At 70.5% G+C, this 19,573-nt stretch carries 14 protein-coding genes; 11 read left to right on the forward strand and 3 right to left on the reverse strand.

Annotation, left to right across the window (positions count from 1 at the left end; all coding sequences use genetic code 11):
- The first annotated feature begins 139 nt into the window (after nucleotides 1-139).
- From ACFYMU_RS26035 to ACFYMU_RS26065, 7 genes are all read left to right on the forward strand, one after another.
- Nucleotides 140-892, forward strand: coding sequence for a sugar phosphate nucleotidyltransferase (locus ACFYMU_RS26035; protein WP_388377720.1), 753 nt, complete (start codon nucleotides 140-142; stop codon nucleotides 890-892).
- Nucleotides 880-1,950: an iron-containing alcohol dehydrogenase family protein gene (locus tag ACFYMU_RS26040; protein WP_388377723.1), complete on the forward strand. Its 1,071-nt coding sequence runs from the start codon at nucleotides 880-882 to the stop codon at nucleotides 1,948-1,950. Before ACFYMU_RS26035 ends, ACFYMU_RS26040 begins: the two co-directional genes overlap by 13 nt.
- 224 nt (nucleotides 1,951-2,174) lie before the next feature.
- Entirely contained in the window at nucleotides 2,175-2,495 is a 321-nt protein-coding gene (rplU, locus tag ACFYMU_RS26045) for a 50S ribosomal protein L21 (RefSeq protein WP_071367434.1), read from the forward strand.
- A gap of 14 nt (nucleotides 2,496-2,509) precedes the next feature.
- Nucleotides 2,510-2,764: a 50S ribosomal protein L27 gene (gene rpmA, locus ACFYMU_RS26050; protein ID WP_055703572.1), complete on the forward strand. Its 255-nt coding sequence runs from the start codon at nucleotides 2,510-2,512 to the stop codon at nucleotides 2,762-2,764.
- Between the two features lie 129 nt (nucleotides 2,765-2,893).
- Nucleotides 2,894-4,330 carry a GTPase ObgE gene (gene obgE, locus ACFYMU_RS26055; RefSeq protein ID WP_388377726.1) on the forward strand — a complete coding sequence of 479 codons (1,437 nt, stop codon included), beginning with the start codon at nucleotides 2,894-2,896 and terminating at the stop codon, nucleotides 4,328-4,330.
- 344 nt (nucleotides 4,331-4,674) lie between these two features.
- On the forward strand, nucleotides 4,675-5,778 hold the full coding sequence (locus tag ACFYMU_RS26060; RefSeq protein WP_388377729.1) for a glycosyltransferase family 2 protein: 1,104 nt from the start codon (nucleotides 4,675-4,677) through the stop codon (nucleotides 5,776-5,778).
- Between the two features lie 320 nt (nucleotides 5,779-6,098).
- Nucleotides 6,099-8,111 carry a glycosyltransferase gene (locus ACFYMU_RS26065; protein WP_388377732.1) on the forward strand — a complete coding sequence of 671 codons (2,013 nt, stop codon included), beginning with the start codon at nucleotides 6,099-6,101 and terminating at the stop codon, nucleotides 8,109-8,111.
- A gap of 102 nt (nucleotides 8,112-8,213) precedes the next feature.
- On the opposite strand, the gene ACFYMU_RS26070 is transcribed toward ACFYMU_RS26065, so the two are convergent.
- Nucleotides 8,214-11,777, reverse strand: coding sequence for a CDP-glycerol glycerophosphotransferase family protein (locus ACFYMU_RS26070; protein WP_388377735.1), 3,564 nt, complete (start codon nucleotides 11,775-11,777; stop codon nucleotides 8,214-8,216).
- Between the two features lie 24 nt (nucleotides 11,778-11,801).
- Nucleotides 11,802-14,030: a CDP-glycerol glycerophosphotransferase family protein gene (locus ACFYMU_RS26075; RefSeq protein WP_388377738.1), complete on the reverse strand. Its 2,229-nt coding sequence runs from the start codon at nucleotides 14,028-14,030 to the stop codon at nucleotides 11,802-11,804.
- Between the two features lie 321 nt (nucleotides 14,031-14,351).
- Between ACFYMU_RS26075 and galE the strand changes: the two genes are divergently transcribed.
- Nucleotides 14,352-15,329 carry a UDP-glucose 4-epimerase GalE gene (gene galE, locus ACFYMU_RS26080; protein ID WP_388377741.1) on the forward strand — a complete coding sequence of 326 codons (978 nt, stop codon included), beginning with the start codon at nucleotides 14,352-14,354 and terminating at the stop codon, nucleotides 15,327-15,329.
- A gap of 33 nt (nucleotides 15,330-15,362) precedes the next feature.
- Here the strand turns inward: galE and ACFYMU_RS26085 are convergent, their stop codons facing one another.
- Nucleotides 15,363-16,094: a L,D-transpeptidase family protein gene (locus ACFYMU_RS26085; protein ID WP_388377744.1), complete on the reverse strand. Its 732-nt coding sequence runs from the start codon at nucleotides 16,092-16,094 to the stop codon at nucleotides 15,363-15,365.
- Between the two features lie 307 nt (nucleotides 16,095-16,401).
- Between ACFYMU_RS26085 and proB the strand changes: the two genes are divergently transcribed.
- The 3 genes from proB (at nucleotide 16,402) to ACFYMU_RS26100 (ending at nucleotide 19,546) form a co-directional block, all read left to right on the forward strand.
- Nucleotides 16,402-17,517, forward strand: a complete 1,116-nt coding sequence (proB, locus tag ACFYMU_RS26090; protein ID WP_388377747.1) for a glutamate 5-kinase — start codon at nucleotides 16,402-16,404, stop codon at nucleotides 17,515-17,517.
- Between the two features lie 184 nt (nucleotides 17,518-17,701).
- Nucleotides 17,702-18,178: a hypothetical protein gene (locus ACFYMU_RS26095; RefSeq protein ID WP_388378008.1), complete on the forward strand. Its 477-nt coding sequence runs from the start codon at nucleotides 17,702-17,704 to the stop codon at nucleotides 18,176-18,178.
- 81 nt (nucleotides 18,179-18,259) lie between these two features.
- A complete protein-coding gene (locus ACFYMU_RS26100) occupies nucleotides 18,260-19,546 on the forward strand; it encodes a glutamate-5-semialdehyde dehydrogenase (RefSeq protein WP_388377750.1) in 1,287 nt (428 codons plus the stop codon).
- Nucleotides 19,547-19,573 lie beyond the last annotated feature (27 nt).

Genomic DNA, 19,573 nt, shown 5'->3' on the forward strand with positions numbered 1-19,573 from the left:
GCCCGAAGCGGGCAGGACCACTCGGCGTCCGACGGGATCGCGGCACCGTGCGACGGGCCGCGCCCGACTGACAGCTGTGACGCCGGGGTGCCCTTCCCCGCAGCCTCGGCGGAATGCGGAAGGTAAGGAGAGAACCGCGATGATAGGCCTCGTGTTGGCGGCCGGCGCCGGACGGCGTCTGCGTCCCTACACCGACACCCTGCCCAAGGCGCTGGTGCCGGTGGGCCCGGAGGACGGGCCGGACGCCGTGACCGTGCTCGACCTCACGCTCGGCAACTTCGCCGAGGTGGGTCTGACCGAGGCCGCGGTCATCGTCGGCTACCGCAAGGAGGCCGTGTACGAGCGCAAGGCGGCCCTCGAACGGAAGTACGGCCTCAAGCTCACCCTCATCGACAACGACAAGGCCGAGGAGTGGAACAACGCCTACTCCCTGTGGTGCGGCCGTGACGTGCTCGAGGAGGGCGTGATCCTGGCCAACGGGGACACGGTGCACCCGGTCTCCGTGGAGAAGACGCTGCTGGCCGCCCGCGGCGACGGCAGGAGGATCATCCTCGCCCTCGACACGGTGAAGGATCTCGCCGACGAGGAGATGAAGGTCGTCGTGGACCCCGGCAAGGGTGTCCGGAGGATCACCAAGCTGATGGAGCCGTCCGAGGCGACCGGCGAGTACATCGGCGTCACCCTCATCGAGGGCGACGCCGCCGCCGACCTCGCCGACGCCCTGCGGGCCACCTTCGAGCGGGACCCCCAGCTCTACTACGAGGACGGCTACCAGGAGCTGGTCGACCGCGGCTTCACGATCGACGTGGCGCCGATCGGCGACATTCCGTGGGTCGAGATCGACAACCACGACGACCTGGCCCGGGGTCGGGAGATCGCATGCCGGTACTGACGCGGCTGATCCCCTCGCCGGTCGTCGTCGACATCCGCCCCGGTGCCCTGGAGGACCTGGCCTCCGTGCTCGCCGACCAGCGCATCTCGCACTCCGGCCGGCTCGCCGTCGCGGTCAGCGGCGGCTCCGGGGCCCGGCTGCGCGAGCGGCTCGCCCCCTCGCTGCCCGGCGCCACCTGGTACGAGGTCGGCGGCGGCACCCTCGACGACGCGGTCCGGCTGGCCGACGAGATGAAGTCCGGCCGGTACGACGCGGTGGTGGGCCTGGGCGGCGGCAAGGTCATCGACTGCGCGAAGTACTCCGCGGCGCGCATCGGCCTGCCCATGGTCGCCGTGGCCACCAACCTCTCCCACGACGGTATCTGCTCGCCGGTGTCCATCCTGGACAACGACGCGGGTCGCGGGTCCTACGGTGTGCCGACACCCATCGCGCTGCTCGTCGACCTCGCGGTGATACGGGAGGCGCCGATCCGCTTCGTGCGCTCGGGTGTCGGCGACGCCGTGTCCAACATCTCCGCGGTCGCGGACTGGGAGCTGTCCCACCGCGTCAACGGTGAGAAGGTCGACGGGCTCGCCGCGGCGATGGCCCGCCAGGCGGGCGAGGCCGTGCTGCGGCACCCGGGCGGCTGCGGTGACGACGGATTCCTGACCGTGCTCTCCGAGGGCCTGGTGCTGTCGGGCATCGCCATGTCGATCGCCGGGCACACCCGTCCCTCGTCCGGCGCCTGTCACGAGATCAGCCACGCGCTCGACCTGCTGTATCCCAAGCGGGCGGCCAGCCACGGGGAGCAGGTCGGGCTCGGCGCGGCGTTCGCCATGCACCTGCGTGGTGATCACGACGGTTCCCGGCTGACGGCCGAGACGCTGCACCGGCACGGTCTGCCGGTGGTGGCGCAGGAGATCGGGTTCACCGACGACGAGTTCGTCCGGGCCGTGGAGTTCGCGCCGGAGACCCGGCCCGGCCGTTACACGATCCTGGAGCACCTCGCGCTGTCGCCCACGGGGATCAAGGAGGCGTACACGGACTACGTCGCCGCGGTCGCCCCGGTCACCGGATGAGCAGGGGCCCGGTTTGACCCCTGCGGGGCGGGCCCCGTAATCTTGACCGTCGGCGTGTTCCATGTACGCCAACCCCTGAGCACCTCACCTCCCGCCCCGGTGGCCGTCACGGCCGGTCGGGACGGGGGAGGCCGCTCGTCCTCGTGGATGCATCGGGTCCTGCGGGCCCGTGTGAGCGGCTGGCGTCAGGGGCTTCGTTCCGAGCGAGAGATGGAGAGATCCGCGTGTACGCCATCGTGCGCAGCGGTGGTCGCCAGCACAAGGTTGCTGTCGGCGACATCGTTGAGGTTGACAAGATTTCCACCGCCAAGGTTGGCGACACGGTCGAGCTCTCGACCCTGCTCGTTGTCGACGGCGACGCCGTGACCAGCGACCCGTGGGTGCTGGCCGGTATCAAGGTCCAGGCCGAGGTCGTGGACCACCACAAGGGCCAGAAGATCGACATTCTGCGCTACAAGAACAAGACCGGCTACCGCCGTCGTCAGGGCCACCGCCAGCAGTACACGGCGATCAAGGTCACGGCGATCCCCACGGCTGCGAAGTAAGGGACTGAGAACAGATGGCACACAAGAAGGGCGCATCGTCCACCCGGAACGGCCGCGACTCCAACGCCCAGCGGCTGGGCGTGAAGCGCTTCGGCGGTCAGGTCGTCAACGCGGGTGAGATCCTGGTCCGTCAGCGCGGCACCCACTTCCACCCGGGGGCGGGCGTGGGCCGTGGCGGCGACGACACGCTGTTCGCTCTGCAGGCCGGTGCGGTGGAGTTCGGTACCCACCGCGGCCGCAAGGTCGTGAACGTCGTTCCGGTCGCCTGACCGAATCCTCGCGAGGCGGACCTCACTTCCCGGCTGGGAAGGCGGGTCCGCCTTTCGCGTGTTACGCAGACAAGCGTCCGACGCGGCGGACAGAGCCGCACGGACTTCGAGCGCTGGAGGCACCTCACCATGACCACCTTCGTGGACCGCGTCGAACTGCATGTCGCCGCGGGTAACGGAGGCCACGGCTGTGCCTCCGTGCATCGCGAGAAGTTCAAGCCGCTGGGCGGCCCGGACGGCGGCAACGGCGGGCACGGCGGTGATGTGATCCTCACCGTCGACCAGTCCGTCACCACGCTGCTCGACTACCACCACTCACCGCACCGCAAGGCCACCAACGGCAAGCCCGGAGAGGGCGGCCACCGCTCCGGCAAGGACGGCGAGGACCTGGTCCTGACGGTGCCGGACGGCACCGTCGTTCTGGACAGGGCCGGCCGTGTGCTCGCCGACCTCGTCGGCCACGGCACGTCGTACGTCGCCGCCCAGGGCGGCCGGGGCGGGCTCGGCAACGCGGCGCTGGCCTCCGCACGGCGCAAGGCACCCGGGTTCGCGCTCCTCGGCGAGCCGGGGGACGTGCAGGACATCGTCCTGGAGCTGAAGACCGTCGCCGATGTGGCGCTGGTCGGGTACCCGAGCGCCGGCAAGTCGTCGCTGATCTCCGTACTGAGCGCGGCGAAGCCGAAGATCGCGGACTACCCGTTCACGACCCTCGTACCGAACCTGGGCGTGGTGACGGCCGGCTCGGTGGTGTACACCATCGCCGACGTGCCCGGGCTGATCCCGGGCGCCAGCCAGGGCAAGGGCCTGGGCCTGGAGTTCCTGCGGCACGTGGAGCGGTGCAGCGTCCTCGTGCACGTCCTGGACACCGCCACCCTGGAATCCGACCGGGACCCGGTGTCCGACCTCGACGTCATCGAGGAGGAGCTGCGGCAGTACGGCGGGCTCGACAGCCGTCCGCGGATCGTCGTCCTGAACAAGGTCGACGTGCCGGACGGCAAGGACCTGGCCGAGATGGTCCGGCCCGACCTGGAGGCACGCGGCTACCGCGTCTTCGAGGTGTCCGCGGTGGCCCACATCGGACTCAAGGAACTGTCGTACGCGGTCGCCGAGCTGGTCGCGAAGGCACGCGCCGCCAGGCCGAAGGAGGAGGCCACGCGGATCGTCATCCGGCCCAAGGCCGTCGACGACGCCGGCTTCACGGTGACGCGCGAGGACGACGGGCTGTTCAGGGTACGCGGCGAGAAGCCCGAACGCTGGGTCCGCCAGACGGACTTCAACAACGACGAGGCGGTGGGCTACCTCGCCGACCGCCTCAACCGCCTCGGTGTCGAGGAGGAGTTGATGAAGGCGGGCGCCCATGCGGGTGACGGCGTCGCCATCGGTCCCGAGGAGAACGCGGTCGTCTTCGACTGGGAGCCCTCGATCATGGCGGGCGCCGAGATGCTCGGCCGCCGCGGTGAGGACCACCGCCTCGAAGCACCCCGCCCGGCCGCGCAACGCCGCCGGGACCGGCAGGCGGAACGGGACGAGACCCAGCACGAATCCGACGGGTTCGACTGGGACTAGGGCGTGTTGCGAAAGTCCCGTCTGCCCCGCGACGCCTGGCACGGCGCCTCGCCGCGTTGTCGGGATCGCCCGCGTACGCCCAGTACGCGGACGACCCTCCGCCTTGCGATGCACCGCACCAGACGCCGCGGGCCCCGCCCTTCGGGCGGACGACGCCACTTTCGCAACACGCCCTAGTACCCCGGCAGGGGCATCCGGCTGTTACAGCACTTTGCGGTGACTGTCGCGCGGGCGCAACGGAACGGTCTCACGAGCCGCATAGCATGGTCCCAACAACAAGGTGCGGAGCGACGGGTCGTCGCTCTTCACCTTTCTTGTGAAGGCTGTTCCATGGGGGGAAACACATGGGCCCCGCGCCCTCGGCATGTCCCACGGTCTCGGTGATCATCCCGGTCCACAACGCGGTCTTGTACCTGGAGGAGTGTCTCCGATCCGTCGCCGGCCAGACGCTCGGGTTCGACCGCATCGAGGTCATCGCGGTGGACGACGGCTCCACCGACGGCAGCGCCGCGCTGCTGGACGAGTGGGCGGAGCGTCACCCCGACCGGGTCCGGGTGGTGCACCAGGAGAACTCCGGGGCGCCGGGCGGCCCCCGCAACCTGGCCATCGACCGGGCCGGGGGAGAGTTCCTGTTCTTCGCGGATCCCGATGACCACCTCGGTGCCGAGGCACTGGAACGCATGGTGGCCGCCGCCGAGCGCAACGGCTCGGACGTGGTGCTCGGCAAGATCAAGGGCGTCGGGCGCAAGGCCCCGGTCACGCCCTTCCGGCAGAACGTGGAAGGCGGCGACGTCTTCACCTCCAAGGCCGTCTGGTCGCTCACCGCGCACAAGCTGTTCCGGCGCTCGATGGTCATGGAACACGGGCTGCGGTTCGCGGAAGGCCTCCGGCTGGCGGAGGAGCAGGTCTTCGTCGTGCCCGCCTACCTGCTAGCCCGGTCGATCTCCGTCGTGGCCGACTACGACTGCTACTACCTGGTACGGCGCGACGACTTCCCGCACCTGACCCATCAGGTCCCGGACCCGGCCCCCTTCTACGACAACCTGCGCGAGGTACTGGACGTCGTGGCGGCGCACGTCCCGCCGGGCGGCAAGCGCAACAAACTGCTGTACCGCTGGCTCACCCTGGAGCTCCTCGGCCGCTTCGACGGGCGGTTCGCCGAGCTGCCCGAGGAGGTCCGCGGCCTGCATGTGAAGCTGGCCGGGAGCCTGCTGCGCGAGTACTTCCCGCAGGAACTCGTCGCGCAGCTGCCGCCGCTCTCCCGGCTGCGCTGTCTGCTGATCTCGCAGGCGCTCGTCGAGGAGCTCACCGCCCTGACCACGCTGGTCCCCCGGCCCGACCCGAAACCGAAGGCGCAGTCGGCGACCCGACCGTATACGAGGCGCAGCCGCTACACGCCCTCAAGGGTGCTGGCCGCCGTCGGACGGCGGCTGCGGAGCAGGCGTTAGGGCGCGTTTCGCAACACGCCCTGGACGCCCCGACGGCGCCTCGCACGTTCAGGGTGTCCACCTGGTGTGAGACCGCCCACCCGGACGAAGCCGATTGTTCACGCAGACCCCATCCATGTGTTCAAATCGTGACCATCTGATGAACAACTCTTTGCTGCCCACCGCCGTCTAACGCCCAGGGTCCCTTCCGCGAGCGGCGCACTGCCCGCCGAGCGGGCGGACCACGTCCGAGGACGGCGTCGGCACGCGGCGCCCTGAGTGGGGATTTCACATTGAAGATCGCATTTCTGGTGCGTGACCTCTGCCACATGGGGGGCGTGGTGAGCGCGACCCAGAATCTCGCCGGAGCGCTGGCCGAACGGCACCAGGTGGAGATCGTGGCGCTCCGCAAGGTGCGCGACGAGTCCTACTTCCCGCTCGACCCCAAGGTGTCGGTGAGGGTGCTGACCGATCTGCGCCCGCACTCGCCGGTGTCCGACGTGGACGACCCGCTCGTGGACAAGTTCCCGCTGTTCTACCCGCTCAACGCCGGCGCGAAGAAGCCGGTCGTCAGCCGGCTCGCCGAACTCCGGCTGCTGCAGTACCTCGCCGACACGGACGCCGACGTCGTGGTCAGCTCCAGCCCGCGCAACACCATCATGCTCGCGCAGGCGCCGGGGACCTACCTCAAGGTCACCCAGGAGCACTCGATGCCGTCCATCTACGCCACGGACATCAAGGAGCGGCTCTTCCCGGCCTATCTGGCCCTGGACGCGCTGACGGCACTCACGCCCGAGGAGGTCGAGAGCATCGGCCGGCAGGTGCCCGGGGTGCGGGACCGGCTCGCGGTGATGCCCAACTGCGTGCCCGCCGCACCCATCCGTTCCAAGGGCACCAACAAGGTCGTGATCTCCGCCGGCCACCTCACCGACAACAAGAACCACGCGCTCCTCGTCGACGCGTTCGCCCAGGTCCACGCCCAGGCGCCCGACTGGACCCTGCGCATCTACGGGAACGGCGCCGAGAAGTCCAAGCTGCGCGCTCGCATCGAGGAACTGGGGCTGTCCAACAGCATCCTGCTGATGGGCCTCGCCGCCCCGGTCACGCCCGAGTTCGGCAAGGGCTCGGTCTTCGTGCTGCCCTCCAAGCGGGAGGCGTTCGGCAACGTCGTCGTGGAGGCGATGGCGGCCGGGCTGCCCGTCGTCAGCACGGACGCCGACCACGGCCCGCGCAACATCCTCACCCACGGGGAGGACGGCCTGATCGTCCCGCGCGGCGACGTGGACGAGATGGCCCGGGCGATCCTGCGGCTGGTCCAGGACGACGAACTGCGGCGCACGATGTCCGGGAACGCGGTGCGCAACGCCGAGCGCTTCCAGGAGACGGCCAGCCGCGAACGCTTCGAGGCCGTCCTCGGGCAGGCGTTCGCCCGCAGGGCGCTGCCCCGGCAGGCCACCGCCCGGGTCGACGACAAGGGCAGCGTGCACATCGGTGTCGGCCCGCTGCCCGAGGCGGCCGGGGGCGCCGAGCTGGTGCTGCGCAAGGACGGCAAGGACGTCGAGGAACACCGTTTCGCCCTGTCCGCCGCCGGCGAGGCCCTCATCCCCTGGGACTTCGGCCTCTCCCACGGCACCTGGCACACGCTCCTGGCCGCCCCTTCGGGCGCGGAGGTGCCGCTGAGCACCGACGGCTACGGCTGTGACACCCGTGACCTGCTCACCGTGGACCTGCCCCGGCCGTACCGCCACTCGCTGGCGCTGCTGCTGCCCTACCGGCACGACGACGGCCGGCTGCGGGTGCGCAGCGCGCTGCGCGAGGTGCACGCCGAGGTGGGCCCCGTCCGGGTGGACGAGCGGGCCATCACGCTGCGGGCGGAACTGTGGGGGGCGGTGCTGGGCGCGGGCGCGGTCGTGGAGGCCGTACACCGGCGCGACAAGAAGCGCCTGCTCACCTTCCCCGTGCAGGACGCCGGGGACGGCACGATCGCGGCGGTGATCGACTGCGAGACCCTGGCGCGCGAGCACACCGGCCAGGAGGACAAGGAGGTCATCTGGGACCTCTGGGTCCGCCCTGAGGCCGGGGCGCCCCGGGTGGCCCTGGCGAAGCTGGCCTCCGACGTGCTCAAGCCGATCGATGTGTTCACCTTCCCGCGGCCCGTCCTCACCACCGGCTCCGCCGCCGCGGGCGGTCCTGCCGGCCGGCCGTCCCTGGTGGGCCGGGCCGTGCGCAAGGCCCGCCGGAACCTGGGTGCGACCACGCCGCCGCACGCGCCGAAGGCCCGTGCCGAGCGGACCGAACTGCGGCCCTACTTCACGGCGCTGTGCCAGTTCGCGGTGAAGACCGTGCGGTTGTGACCGCACCGCCGCCCGCGGCGCGCGGCGGTGGCGCCCCACGGAACGGGCCGGGCCCGCAGGACACGTCCTGCGGGCCCGGCCCGTTCCGTCACCGCCGTCGCGTCACAGTTCCCGGCTCTGCTCCAGCATCCGGTCCACGACCCGCGCGGAGGCGTGGCCGTCGTCCAGGTCGCAGAACAGGTGGTGGAAGCGGTCGAAGCGCTCCTGGTACTCGGCCGACACCTGGTCGATGTCGCGGATCGCGTCCACCAGCTCCTTGGAGGTGAAGAGCAGCGGGCCGGGCGAGTCCTTCTCGAAGTCGAAGTAGAAGCCGCGCAGCGTGTCCCGGTAGTGCTCCAGGTCGTAGGTGAAGAACAGCATGGGCCGCCGCAGGTGGGCGTAGTCGAACATGACCGACGAGTAGTCCGTGATCATGATGTCGGCCGCGACGTAGAGGTCGGCGATGTCCGGGTACTCGGACGCGTCCCAGACGAACCCGTTGCCGGCGCCGGGCACCGCGTCCACCACGTTGGAGTGGCGGCGGATGAGCAGCACGTGGTCGTCGCCCAGCCGCTGCTGCGCGTCCTCCAGGTCGATCCGCAGGTCGAACAGGTACTGGCCGGCGCTGTGCGACTGGTCGTCACGCCAGGTCGGCGCGTACAGCACGACCTTCTTCCCGTCGGGCAGACCGAGCCGTCTCCTGACGCGTTCGGCGATCTGGTCCTTCTCCGGCGAGTAGAGGTAGTCGTTGCGCGGGTAGCCCGCCTCCAGGATCTCGCCGTCGTAGGAGAAGGCGCGCTCGAGGATCGGCGTGCTGAAGCGGTTGGAGGACACCAGCAGGCTCCACTGCTTGGCCTCCAGGGCCAGTTTCTCCTGGTAGCGGCGGTCGAAGTGCAGGGTGTCGATGTCGTGGCCGATCTTCTTCAGCATGGTGCCGTGCCAGGTCTGCACGATGACCTGGCCGGTCCGCCGCTCGATCCAGTCCGGCAGGTGGCCGTTGGTGACGATGTAGCGGCTGGAGGCCAGTGCCTCGTACCACTCGCGACCCCACATCCGTATCCGCTCGACATTGTCGGGCAGGATGACCTGTCCGTCGCGCACGGCCCACAGGTGCCTGAGATCCGCTCCACGGCCGACCAGTTCCTCGTACATGGCCCGCGGGCTGTCGGAGAACTGCTTGCCGTTGTAGCTGAGGTAGAAGACCTGCTCCTTCAGCGGCTGCTGCCGCAGCGGCTGGTACAGCTCGCGGCGGAGCTGCTTCTGGCGGTACGGACCGCGCTCCAGGTCGCTCAGCTCGGAGCGGCAGTTCAGCTGGGGGAAGTCGGCCCAGCGGTTCTCCAGCACGTAGAGACGGCCGCCCAGTTCGGCGCGCAGGGGGAACTGGGCGGCGGCAAGCCGGTCGGTGACGAACGGCACGTCGGGCGACGTTCCATCCGCCGGACGCAGGAAGAGGTTCCAGCGGCCCGCGCGCAGGGGTACGTTGCCGTTGCCACCGAGCGTGGAGGGGTCGAAGGCGACCTCGAAGCGGCCGTCCTCGAACCAGCGTGCCTCCACGAAGCGCTCCTCGAAGCGGCTGCGGGGCTTGAGCAGGAACCGGGCCCCGGCGAGCCGGGGGTCGGCGTGCGCCGCAAGGGTGATGCGGCCGTCCTGCACGCGGACCCGGTCGATCACGGCGCGCTGGGTGCGCCCGGCGAACTTGAGGTAGCCGTTGTGGCCGCCGACAACGGCCAGTTCGCACAGGGCGGCCTGCTCGCCCAGCGACGCGGGCAGCGCGAACCGCACGTCGGCCAGGCCCTCCTGGAGCACGGTGCTGAACTCGCGCTCGGTGCCCCGCGGGTCCGTGGCGACCAGCGCGGTGGACCAGGTACGGCTCTCCGGCTGGGCCTTGGCGTCGACGCCCTCGTGGAACACCAGCGCGATGTCGGCCACCGGAACCTCGACCGAGAACCGGTGGGTGCCGCTCTTCTCGCTCACGGTCACCGGGTACTTGTGCACCTCGGCGCCCTTCTGGTTCTTCACGCGCAGCGCCACCTGCTCGTCCGCGGCGAGCGGCACCCGGATCTCACCGGTGACCTTGATCCGGTCGCCCTCCAGCGTCCGGCCGGTGACCACTGCCCGAACCTTCTCCACCCGCAGCTTGAGCGCGCCGCGTTCGATGGACGGCAGCAGCCGGAAGTCGGGGCTCAGCCACCTGTAGGGCGGGAAGTTGCAGGCGCTGCCGCCACTGGAGTGCACGGCGAGGCGGCGCACCAGGCCGGAGGCGTAGAGACCGAGCCCCACGTGCCACAGGCCCTCCTGCCACTCGCCGCCCTTGCGCAGCCGCGCCGGGTCGACGGTGGCCTCCCAGCCCGCCCAGTCGTAGTTGTAGCGGTCCTGGCCGGACTCGGTGGTGCACTCCGGGCGCTCCACGTTCCGGGCGGGCAGCACGAGGCGGCGCCGGGAGCGGTCCTTGCGCAACTGCAGGATCTTCACGGAGGAGCGCTTCGACGACAGGTCGATCTTGTCGATCCAGGCGTTGCCGGACAGCACCAGCTTGCCCTCCGACCAGCTCACCTCCTGCAACGGAGCGTGCATCTCCAGGTCCTGGTCGATGCGCAGCGCCTTGCGGGGGAGGTCGAGACGGGCGTCGGCCAGGGACGGGAAGGAGGCGTACTTGCGCACCAGGCCGCTGACCTCGACGGCCTCTCTGCGCCGTTGCCCGGCCAGCAGGGTGATCAGCTCGTCGAGCTGGTGCTTGCGCACCAGGAGCCACTGCACCCGCAGATCGGCCGGCAGCGCCATGACGACCTTGGGGTCGATGCGGTCCAGGAAGCGGTTGGCCGACCGCAGGAACTCGGCGCGGTACTCCTCGTCTCCGTCGGGCACCACGTTGAGGAACAGCCGCAGGTCGTCCAGGAGCACCCGGGTGTCGTACTCCTGCTTGAGCCGGGCGAAGGTCTCGCCGGGCTGCTCGGCCAGGAAGGCACTGATCTCCAGCACGGAGGTGACGCGGTCGCGCACGCCGGCCGGATCGGTGCGGCGCTGCGTGATGGAGGGCGCGGACTCGCCCTCGCGCAGCCGCCAGTAGTAGCACGGCTCGGAGATGACGTCGACGGTCTCGGCGAGATAGTGGGCCCGCATGGTGACGGGCGTGTCCTCGTACAGGCGGCCCTCGGGGAAGGCGAAGCCGTTCTTCTCCCAGAACGTCCGGCGGAACACCTTGTTGCAGGCGATCCGGTCGGCGACGAGCTTGCCGTAGCGGGAGATGTGGGTGCGCTGGCGGGCCTCGCCCGCGAGCATCCGCATCAGCGGCACCTGCCACGACTTCTCGCCCTTGAGGTGGAAAACGTTGCCGGTGGCGAAGTCGGAGCCGGTGTCGTCCAGGCTGCCTGTCATCAGGCGGTAGGCGTCGGGCGGTATGAGGTCGTCGCTGTCGACGAACGTCAGGAACTCCGACTCGGCGGCCATGTGGGCCATGCCGGTGTTGCGGGCCGCCCCCAGACCTCCGTTCTCCTTGCGTATCAGGCGGAAGCGGGGGTCGCGTGCCGCATACGTCTCGGCGATGGCCGCCGAGCCGTCGGGCGAACCGTCGTCCACCATCAGGACCTCGAAGTCCTGGAAGGTCTGGGCCGCCAGCGAGTCGAGACAGGCCGGCAGATAGCGCTCGACGTCGTAGATGGGAACGATGACACTGAGCCGAGGGGCCATGGCCAGGGGATGTCCTTTCATGGGTCAGGCCCGCTGGGCCAGGTCGAGCGCCTGGGCGGGGGTCGGAGCATGGGAGCGTTCGGAGAACGGGACGACCGGCAGGATCTCCTCGCCGAGGAACACCCGGCGCACCACGCGTTCCGCCGCATGCCCGTCGTCGAATTCGCAGAAGCGGCGGCGGAAGGCGTCGCGGCGCTTCGCCGCGTCATGGCCGGCGTACTCGTTCGACACGAGCAGCCTGATCAGCTCGGCCTGTGAGGTGGCCACCGCGCCGGGCGGCTCCTCCAGCAGGTTGAAGTAGGTGCCGCGGACCGCGGAGTAGATGTCCCAGTCGGGAGCGTAGATGACGACCGGCCGGTCCAGGACGGCGTAGTCGAACATCGCCGAGGAGTAGTCCGTGATCAACGCGTCGGCGGCGAGGTACAGCTCCTCCACCCGGGCGTGCCCCGAGACGTCGACGATCCGGCCGCTGCGACGCAGATCGGTGATGTGCGCGGAGTTGCCGTAGAAGTAGTGGCCCCGCACCAGCAGGGTCACGCCGGGCCCCAGGTCGTCGGCGAGGCGGGCGAGGTCGAGGCTGGGGGTGAACCCGGGCTGGTACTCGCGGTGGGTGGGCATGTACAGGAACGCCTTGGTGCCATTGGCCAGCCCGATCGCGCTGCGCGCCCGGCGCACGTCGTCGGACGTGGCGTTCACGAGGATGTCGTTGCGCGGGTAGCCGCTCTCCAGGGAGACGTACGAACTGGGGTACACCCGCTCCCACACCGCCGTCGAGAACCGGTTGGAGCTGATGCTGAAGTCCCAGCGGTCGCAGCGCTCGAGGAGCTTGTCGAAGTCCATGTTCGTCGAGGCCGGGTACCGGCGCTGGTCGAGCCCCATGGTCTTCAGCGGCGTGCCGTGATGCGTCTGCAGATGGATCTGGCCCTCGCGCTTGACCACGGCGTCGGCGAAGTTGACGTTGTTGACGAGGTACTTGGCCCGCGCGAGGGCCGCCCAGTACTCGCGTGAGCCCACCCGGACGTGCTCCACGCCCTCGGGTACCTGGCCCGCCGCGTCCGGCCGGATGACCCACACACGGCGGATGTGCGGGGCGAGACGGGCGAGTTCGGCGTCGATGGCCGCCGGGTTGCACGAGACGCTACGGCTCCAGTAGGCGGAGAACACCGCCAGGTTCTCGTCCAGCGGCAACCTCAGCTGCGACTGGTAGAAGACGCCCATCGCGCTGCGCTTGGACTTGTTGAGCGCGCTGCGCGTACGGCTCTTGACGGCCTTGCGGAACTTCAGTGCCGCCGTGGCGCCGGCCATGGTGGTGTAGGCGTTCCGCTCCAGCATCGCGTACTTGTGGCCGCGGCCGCCCCCGGGCCGCCGGAAGTCCTGGGGGAGACGGGCACGGTAGTCGGCCGAGGCCCGGTGGAAGAACTCGGCGCGGGCGTTCTGCGGCAGCCGGTCGGGCCGCTCCAGGATGGTCAGGTAGTGGTCGGCCATCTTGCGGAACAACAGCGCGCGCCACCGGCCGAGTTCGGCGTGGGCGTCGACGAAGTCGAAGACGCGGCGGTACTGGTCGAACACGTCGAAGTGCTTGCGGCTGACCGTCTTGAGGATGTTGCCGCCCTCGCGCCGCTGCCGGTACATCACACAGACCCGGTCCAGCACGGCGATGCGCTCCGCGCTGATCATGGAGCAGAACGTCCAGGGCGCGTCCTCGTAGTACCCGGGCGGGAAGGTGAGGCCGAGGCGGGTGATGAAGTCCCGGCGGTATGCCTTGTTCCAGACGATCTGCAGCAGCTCGAGCAGTTGCGGCCGGTCGGAGAGCGGGAAGACGTCCGGTCCGTCGCCCTTGAGCAGGTCCGCCCGCTGGTTGGGGCGGACACGGCCGTCCCAGTAGCTGCGGGCGTAGTCGTAGACGAGTATCTCCGGGTCTCCGGTGGCTTCGAGCCGGTCGGATATCGCTCGGAGCGCCCCCTCGGACAGGGTGTCGTCGCTGTCCAGGAACAGCACGTAGTCGCCCCGGGCCTGCTCCAGCCCGGCGTTGCGCGCGCGCCCGAGGCCCACGTTCTCCGTGAGGTGAATCACATGAATGCGCGCGTCCCGATCCGCGTACTCGTCGAGGATGGCGCCCGACCCGTCCGGTGAGCAATCATCGACCGCGATGACCTCGAAGTCCGTGTAGTCCTGCCCCAGCACCGAGTCAAGGCACTCGGCCAGGTAGCCCTGCACCTTGAAGGCAGGGACGACGAGAGAGAGTCTGGGCATCCTTACAACCTGTTCCGAGAACCGACCACGAGAGCGTGAGCTGGGACCAGAGGGCGCTCCGCCCGCCGACGGCCCCGAAGTGCGCTGCCGCATCAGCGTAAGGGATTCACTTGAAGTTTCCGTGGGCAAGGTAGCGAGACGGTTCAAGGGCTTACCACAGTCCCGGAGCCCTGTTAGGGGGCGCCCGGTGCCGCTCTCCGGAGAGCTGGTGAAATTGTCCGCACCCACCCGTTTTGCGGTATGCCCAAAATGCCGGACTCGATTTTCCGGGTCTTATGGACGAGTCTGCTGTCCAGTGACGAAGACCCGGGAGGCATGAGGATGAGCTGGCTGGTCACGGGAGGCGCCGGATACATCGGTGCACATGTGGTGCGGGCCATGGCCGCAGGCGGGGAGCGGGTGGTCGTGTACGACGACCTCTCGACCGGCAGCGCCGAGCGGGTGCCCGCCGCCGTGCCGCTGGTGGTGGGCAGCGTGCTGGACGGGTCGCTCCTGGAGCGGACGATTCGTGATCATGCTGTGACGGGCGTGGTGCACATCGCGGCCAAGAAGCAGGTCGGGGAGTCGGTCGAGCGGCCGCTCCACTACTACCGGGAGAACGTCACCGGTCTGCAGACCCTCCTGGAGGCGATGACGGTCGGCGGCGTCGACAGCCTCGTCTTCTCCTCCTCCGCCGCCGTCTACGGGATGCTGGACGTGGACCTCGTCACGGAGGACAGCCCCTGCGTGCCGATGAGCCCCTACGGCGAGACCAAGCTGGTCGGCGAGTGGCTGATCAAGGCCGCCGTGCGCGCCCACGGCCTGCGTGCCGCCTCCCTGCGCTACTTCAACGTGGCGGGCGCGGCGGCCCCGGAGCTGGCCGACACGGGTGTCTTCAACCTCGTCCCCATGGTGTTCGAGCGGCTCGAGGCCAGCGGGGCTCCGCGGATCTTCGGCGACGACTACGCCACGCCGGACGGCACCTGCGTGCGCGACTACATTCACGTCCAGGACATCGCCTCCGCCCACGTGGCCGCTGCACTGCGCCTCCGCGATGCCCCGGAGGGCACGTCCCTCACCCTCAACATCGGGCGTGGCGAGGGGAGTTCCGTCCGGGAGATGGTGGACCGCATCCTGAAGGTCACCGGGAACGAGCACCTGACGCCCGAGGTGGCCGACCGTCGTCCCGGCGATCCGGCGCGTGTGGTCGCGGCGGCGGACCGCATCCACGAGGAACTCGGCTGGACGGCCCGCCACGGCCTGGACGACATGATCGAGTCCGCCTGGCAGGGATGGCGCCACCGGCACCCTGAGGCGTGATCCCCGTCCGGGTGCCGTTCCCCTGTCGGACCGTCAGGCGTTCAGCTCCGCCTTGTCTCCCATCACCACGACCGGGTGCTGTCCGGGGTCCAGGGTGCGGAGCAGGTACTCCATCGCGCTCTTGGGCAGGCTGACGCACGCCGACGTCCCGCTGCCGTGGTCCATGTGCAGCCAGATGCTGCCGCCCTTGGACTGGCCCAGCGGCCGGGTCGGGTCGTTGGGCGGAGTGCCTTCGACCCGGTTGTAGTCGATGGCGATGACGTAGTCGAAGTCGTGCCAGTACCGCTTGTTCCAGTAGTGGGGGGCCTGGAACGACACGGACTTGGTGTACGGCAGCTTGGCCGCCGGGGCGTCCAGCACCCCTCCCGCGTCGCTCAGCGTGAAGACGCCCACCGGGCTGCGCTGGTCGCCCTCGTGATGGTCCGTCGTCCAGCCCCTCCGTCCGTTGTGGGCCGCCCAGGACAAGGTCCGCTGCCAGGTGGAGCCGTGTTTGACGAAGAGCACGACGGTCGAGGCGGGGGAGTTGCGGTCCGCGCCGTAGACGGCGACCACCTGGCGGGAGCCGGCCGGTACGCGGTGCCACAACGTGTCGCCGATGCCCGGTATTCGCTTCAGGTTCGTGTTCCGCAGCGGTGCGCGGTCCCCCTGGCCGCCGGCCGCCGCGGCGGACCCGTGGCCCGAACTGCCGCACGCCGCCAGGGACATCGTCAACAAGGCGCCGCAGACCGCCACCACACCCGCCCGTACCCCACCGCCCGTTCGCATGGCCTCATGGTCGCAGACGTCCCGGACGAACGAGCACCGCCCCGACGCGGCGAATGCCGGAAGCCGCGCAGTGCCGGCACCGCGAGAGACCCTGCGGAGCCCTTCCGCAGGGGCACGGGCGCGCGGACGGGCCGGCTCCCGGACGCCTCCCCGTCCCGGACGCTGCCCGATGCCGTCCGCGGAGTGGACCAATGGGTACCTCTCCCGCTTCTTGGCATAGATTGCGAGGGGAACGGTCATCGCCGTGCAGCAGGGGCGAGACACACGTGAAGGGGACGGACCGCAGGTGGCAGGGGCAAGGCAGGCCGTGGCACAGGCCCACAGGATCGTCGTCAAGGTGGGCTCCTCCTCGCTGACCACGGCCGCGGGCGGGCTCGACGCCGACCGTGTCGACGCCCTGGTGGACGTTCTCGCCAAGTACCGCAGCGGCGGGGAGAAGGAGATCGTCCTCGTCTCCTCCGGCGCCATCGCCGCCGGCCTCGCCCCCCTCGGACTGCGCCGCCGCCCCCGGGACCTGGCCCGGCAGCAGGCCGCCGCCAGCGTCGGACAGGGCCTCCTGGTGGCCCGGTACACCGCGTCCTGCGCCCGCCACGGCGTCCGGGTCGGCCAGGTGCTGCTCACCTCCGACGACACCAGCCGCCGCGCCCACCACCGCAACGCCGCGCGGACCCTGGACAAGCTCCTCGCGATGGGCGCGCTGCCCCTCGTCAACGAGAACGACACCGTTGCCACGGACGAGATCCGCTTCGGCGACAACGACCGCCTCGCCGCGCTCGTCGCCCATCTCGTACGGGCCGACCTGCTGGTCCTGCTGTCGGACGTGGACGGCGTGTACGACGGCGACCCCAGCAGGCCCGGCACCTCGCGGATAGCGGAGGTGCGGGGACCGCAGGACCTGGCGCACGTGGAGATCGGCACCGCGGGCAAGGCCGGCGTCGGCACCGGCGGCATGGTCACCAAGGTCGAGGCGGCCCGGATCGCGGCCGCCGCCGGCATCCCCGTGGTGCTCACGTCCACCGTGCACGCCGCCGACGCCCTCGCGGGCCGGGACACCGGCACGTACTTCCACCCCACGGGCAAACGCTCCGCGGACCGGCTGCTGTGGCTGCAGCATGCCTCCACCCCGCAGGGCGCGCTCGTCCTCGACGACGGGGCCGTGCACGCGGTCGTCGAACGCCGCAAGTCGCTGCTGCCCGCCGGCATCGCGGAGGTCGAGGGCGACTTCTCCGCGGGCGACCCGGTGGAACTGCGCGACAGCGGGGGGCGGGCGGTGGCGCGCGGGCTCGTGAACTTCGACGCCAAGGAGATCCCCCGGCTGATCGGCCGCTCGACCAGGGAACTGGCACGAGAACTGGGCCCCGCCTATGAACGCGAGGTCATTCACCGGGACGATCTGGTCGTCCTGCACCCGCTCCACCCGTAAGGATTCGTCCCGTATTCGCAAGGATTCGTCCCGCACCCGCAATGAACCGAAACGTCCGCCCCCTGCGGCGGTCCGGTGGGGGACGTTCCGTAAAACCGCCCCACAGCGCCCTGCGGCCTGCTCAACTTTGTCTCGGGGACACATTTCAGCACGAGCACTGCGTAAGGAGGCCGTCGTGAGACGAGTGCGCCCTGGGGTCGTGTCCCGCGGTGGCGGTGCCTCCGGTGCCGTCCGTGACGGCGGTGCGCCCCGCGCGGCCGGCAAGGAGCGCGCCCTCTCCAGCGTCGCGGCCGACGCGGCGTACGAGGAGCCCGGCGACACTCCCCGTCTGTGGCACGTCACGCTCAGCGTCTCCGGTGGCGAGGCCCCGCTGAAGGAGGTGCGGCGGGCCCTCGAACAGCTGGCCCACGACCACCCCTTCCTGCTGACCAGCCGCTATGCCAACGACCACGCGGAGATCCGCTACTGGGAGGAGGCCCGCGACCTGCACGACGCCGCCGCGGTCGCGCTGCGGCTGTGGGGCGAGCACCGACAGACCGCCGGCCTCCCGCCCTGGGAGATCGTCGGCCTGGAGGTCATCGACCGCGAGACCTATCAGCAGCGCGTCGCCGAGGGGTACGGTCCGGCGCCGGCCACCCCGGTGGGCGTCCATCCTTATTGAGCGTCCCCGAGCGCTCCTGGTGCCCGTCTCGCGGTGTGGGATGAACGAGGGACCGCCCGCCCGGCGCACTACCCTTCCTGCATGACCACGCTCTCGCCGTACGACTCCATGTCCCCGGTCACCCAGGCCGCCTACCGCGCCAAGGGCGCCGCCGCCGACCTCGCGCCGCTGCCGCGGGCCGAGAAGGACGACGCGCTGCTCGCCATCGCGGACGCGCTGGAGGTCCGGACGAGTGAGGTCGTCGAGGCGAACGCCAGGGACATCGCCAAGGCCCGGGAGTCCGGCACCAGTGAGGCGATCATCGACCGGCTCACGCTCACGCCCGAGCGCATCCGGGCCATCGCCTCCGACGTACGGGACGTCGCCGCGCTGCCCGACCCGGTCGGCGAGGTCGTCCGCGGCTCCACCCTCCCCAACGGCATCGACCTGCGCCAGGTCCGCGTCCCGCTCGGCGTCGTGGGGATCGTCTACGAGGCCCGGCCGAACGTGACCGTCGACGCCGCCGCCCTGTGCCTGAAGTCCGGGAACGCCGTGCTGCTGCGCGGCTCGTCCTCCGCGTACGAGTCGAACACCGCCCTGGTCCGGGTGCTGCGCGACGCCGTGGGCGGCGCCGGGCTGCCCGCCGACGCCATCCAGCTCGTGCCCGGCGAGGGCCGCGAGTCGGTGCGCGAGCTGATGCGCGCCCGAGGGCTGGTCGACGTGCTCATCCCGCGCGGCGGGGCCTCCCTGATCCGCACCGTCGTGGAGGAGTCCACGGTCCCGGTGATCGAGACCGGCACGGGCAACTGCCACGTCTACGTCGACGCCCAGGCCGACATCGACATGGCGGTCGAGATCCTGATCAACTCCAAGGCGCAGCGCGTGAGCGTGTGCAACGCGGCCGAGACGCTTCTCGTCCACCAGGACATCGCCCCCCGCTTCCTGCCGCGGGCGCTGGACGCCCTCGCGGATGCCGGGGTCACCGTGCACGCCGACGAGCGGGTGACGGCGTACGCCAAGGACTCCCGGGCGACGGTGGTGGAGGCGACGCCGGAGGACTGGGACACCGAGTACCTGTCCTACGACATCGCCGCCGCCGTCGTGGACTCCCTGGACAAGGCCGTCCAGCACATCCGGCTGTGGAGCTCCGGCCACACCGAGGCGATCGTCACCACCTCCCAGCAGGCCGCCCGCCGCTTCACCCAGCTCGTCGACTCCACGACGGTCACCGTGAACGCGTCGACCCGCTTCACGGACGGCGGCCAGTTCGGCTTCGGCGCGGAGATCGGCATCTCCACGCAGAAGCTGCACGCCCGGGGGCCGATGGGGCTGCCGGAGCTGACGAGCACGAAGTACATCGTGACCGGCGACGGGCACGTACGGCGCTGAGCCGACGGGCCCTGGCCGGGGACGGCA

The sequence above is a fragment of the Streptomyces sp. NPDC007264 genome (assembly GCF_042869095.1).
Classification (GTDB): Bacteria; Actinomycetota; Actinomycetes; order Streptomycetales; family Streptomycetaceae; genus Streptomyces.

Excerpts from the sequence above, each read along its gene's own strand:
- obgE (WP_388377726.1), top strand. The coding sequence starts at position 2,894 with ATGACCACCTTCGTGGACCGCGTCGAACTGCATGTCGCCGCGGGTAAC.
- rpmA (WP_055703572.1), top strand. The coding sequence starts at position 2,510 with ATGGCACACAAGAAGGGCGCATCGTCCACCCGGAACGGCCGCGACTCC.
- ACFYMU_RS26070 (WP_388377735.1), bottom strand. The coding sequence starts at position 11,777 with ATGGCCCCTCGGCTCAGTGTCATCGTTCCCATCTACGACGTCGAGCGC.
- galE (WP_388377741.1), top strand. The coding sequence starts at position 14,352 with ATGAGCTGGCTGGTCACGGGAGGCGCCGGATACATCGGTGCACATGTG.
- ACFYMU_RS26060 (WP_388377729.1), top strand. The coding sequence starts at position 4,675 with ATGGGCCCCGCGCCCTCGGCATGTCCCACGGTCTCGGTGATCATCCCG.
- ACFYMU_RS26100 (WP_388377750.1), top strand. The coding sequence starts at position 18,260 with ATGACCACGCTCTCGCCGTACGACTCCATGTCCCCGGTCACCCAGGCC.
- ACFYMU_RS26075 (WP_388377738.1), bottom strand. The coding sequence starts at position 14,030 with ATGCCCAGACTCTCTCTCGTCGTCCCTGCCTTCAAGGTGCAGGGCTAC.
- ACFYMU_RS26085 (WP_388377744.1), bottom strand. The coding sequence starts at position 16,094 with ATGCGAACGGGCGGTGGGGTACGGGCGGGTGTGGTGGCGGTCTGCGGC.
- ACFYMU_RS26035 (WP_388377720.1), top strand. The coding sequence starts at position 140 with ATGATAGGCCTCGTGTTGGCGGCCGGCGCCGGACGGCGTCTGCGTCCC.
- ACFYMU_RS26040 (WP_388377723.1), top strand. The coding sequence starts at position 880 with ATGCCGGTACTGACGCGGCTGATCCCCTCGCCGGTCGTCGTCGACATC.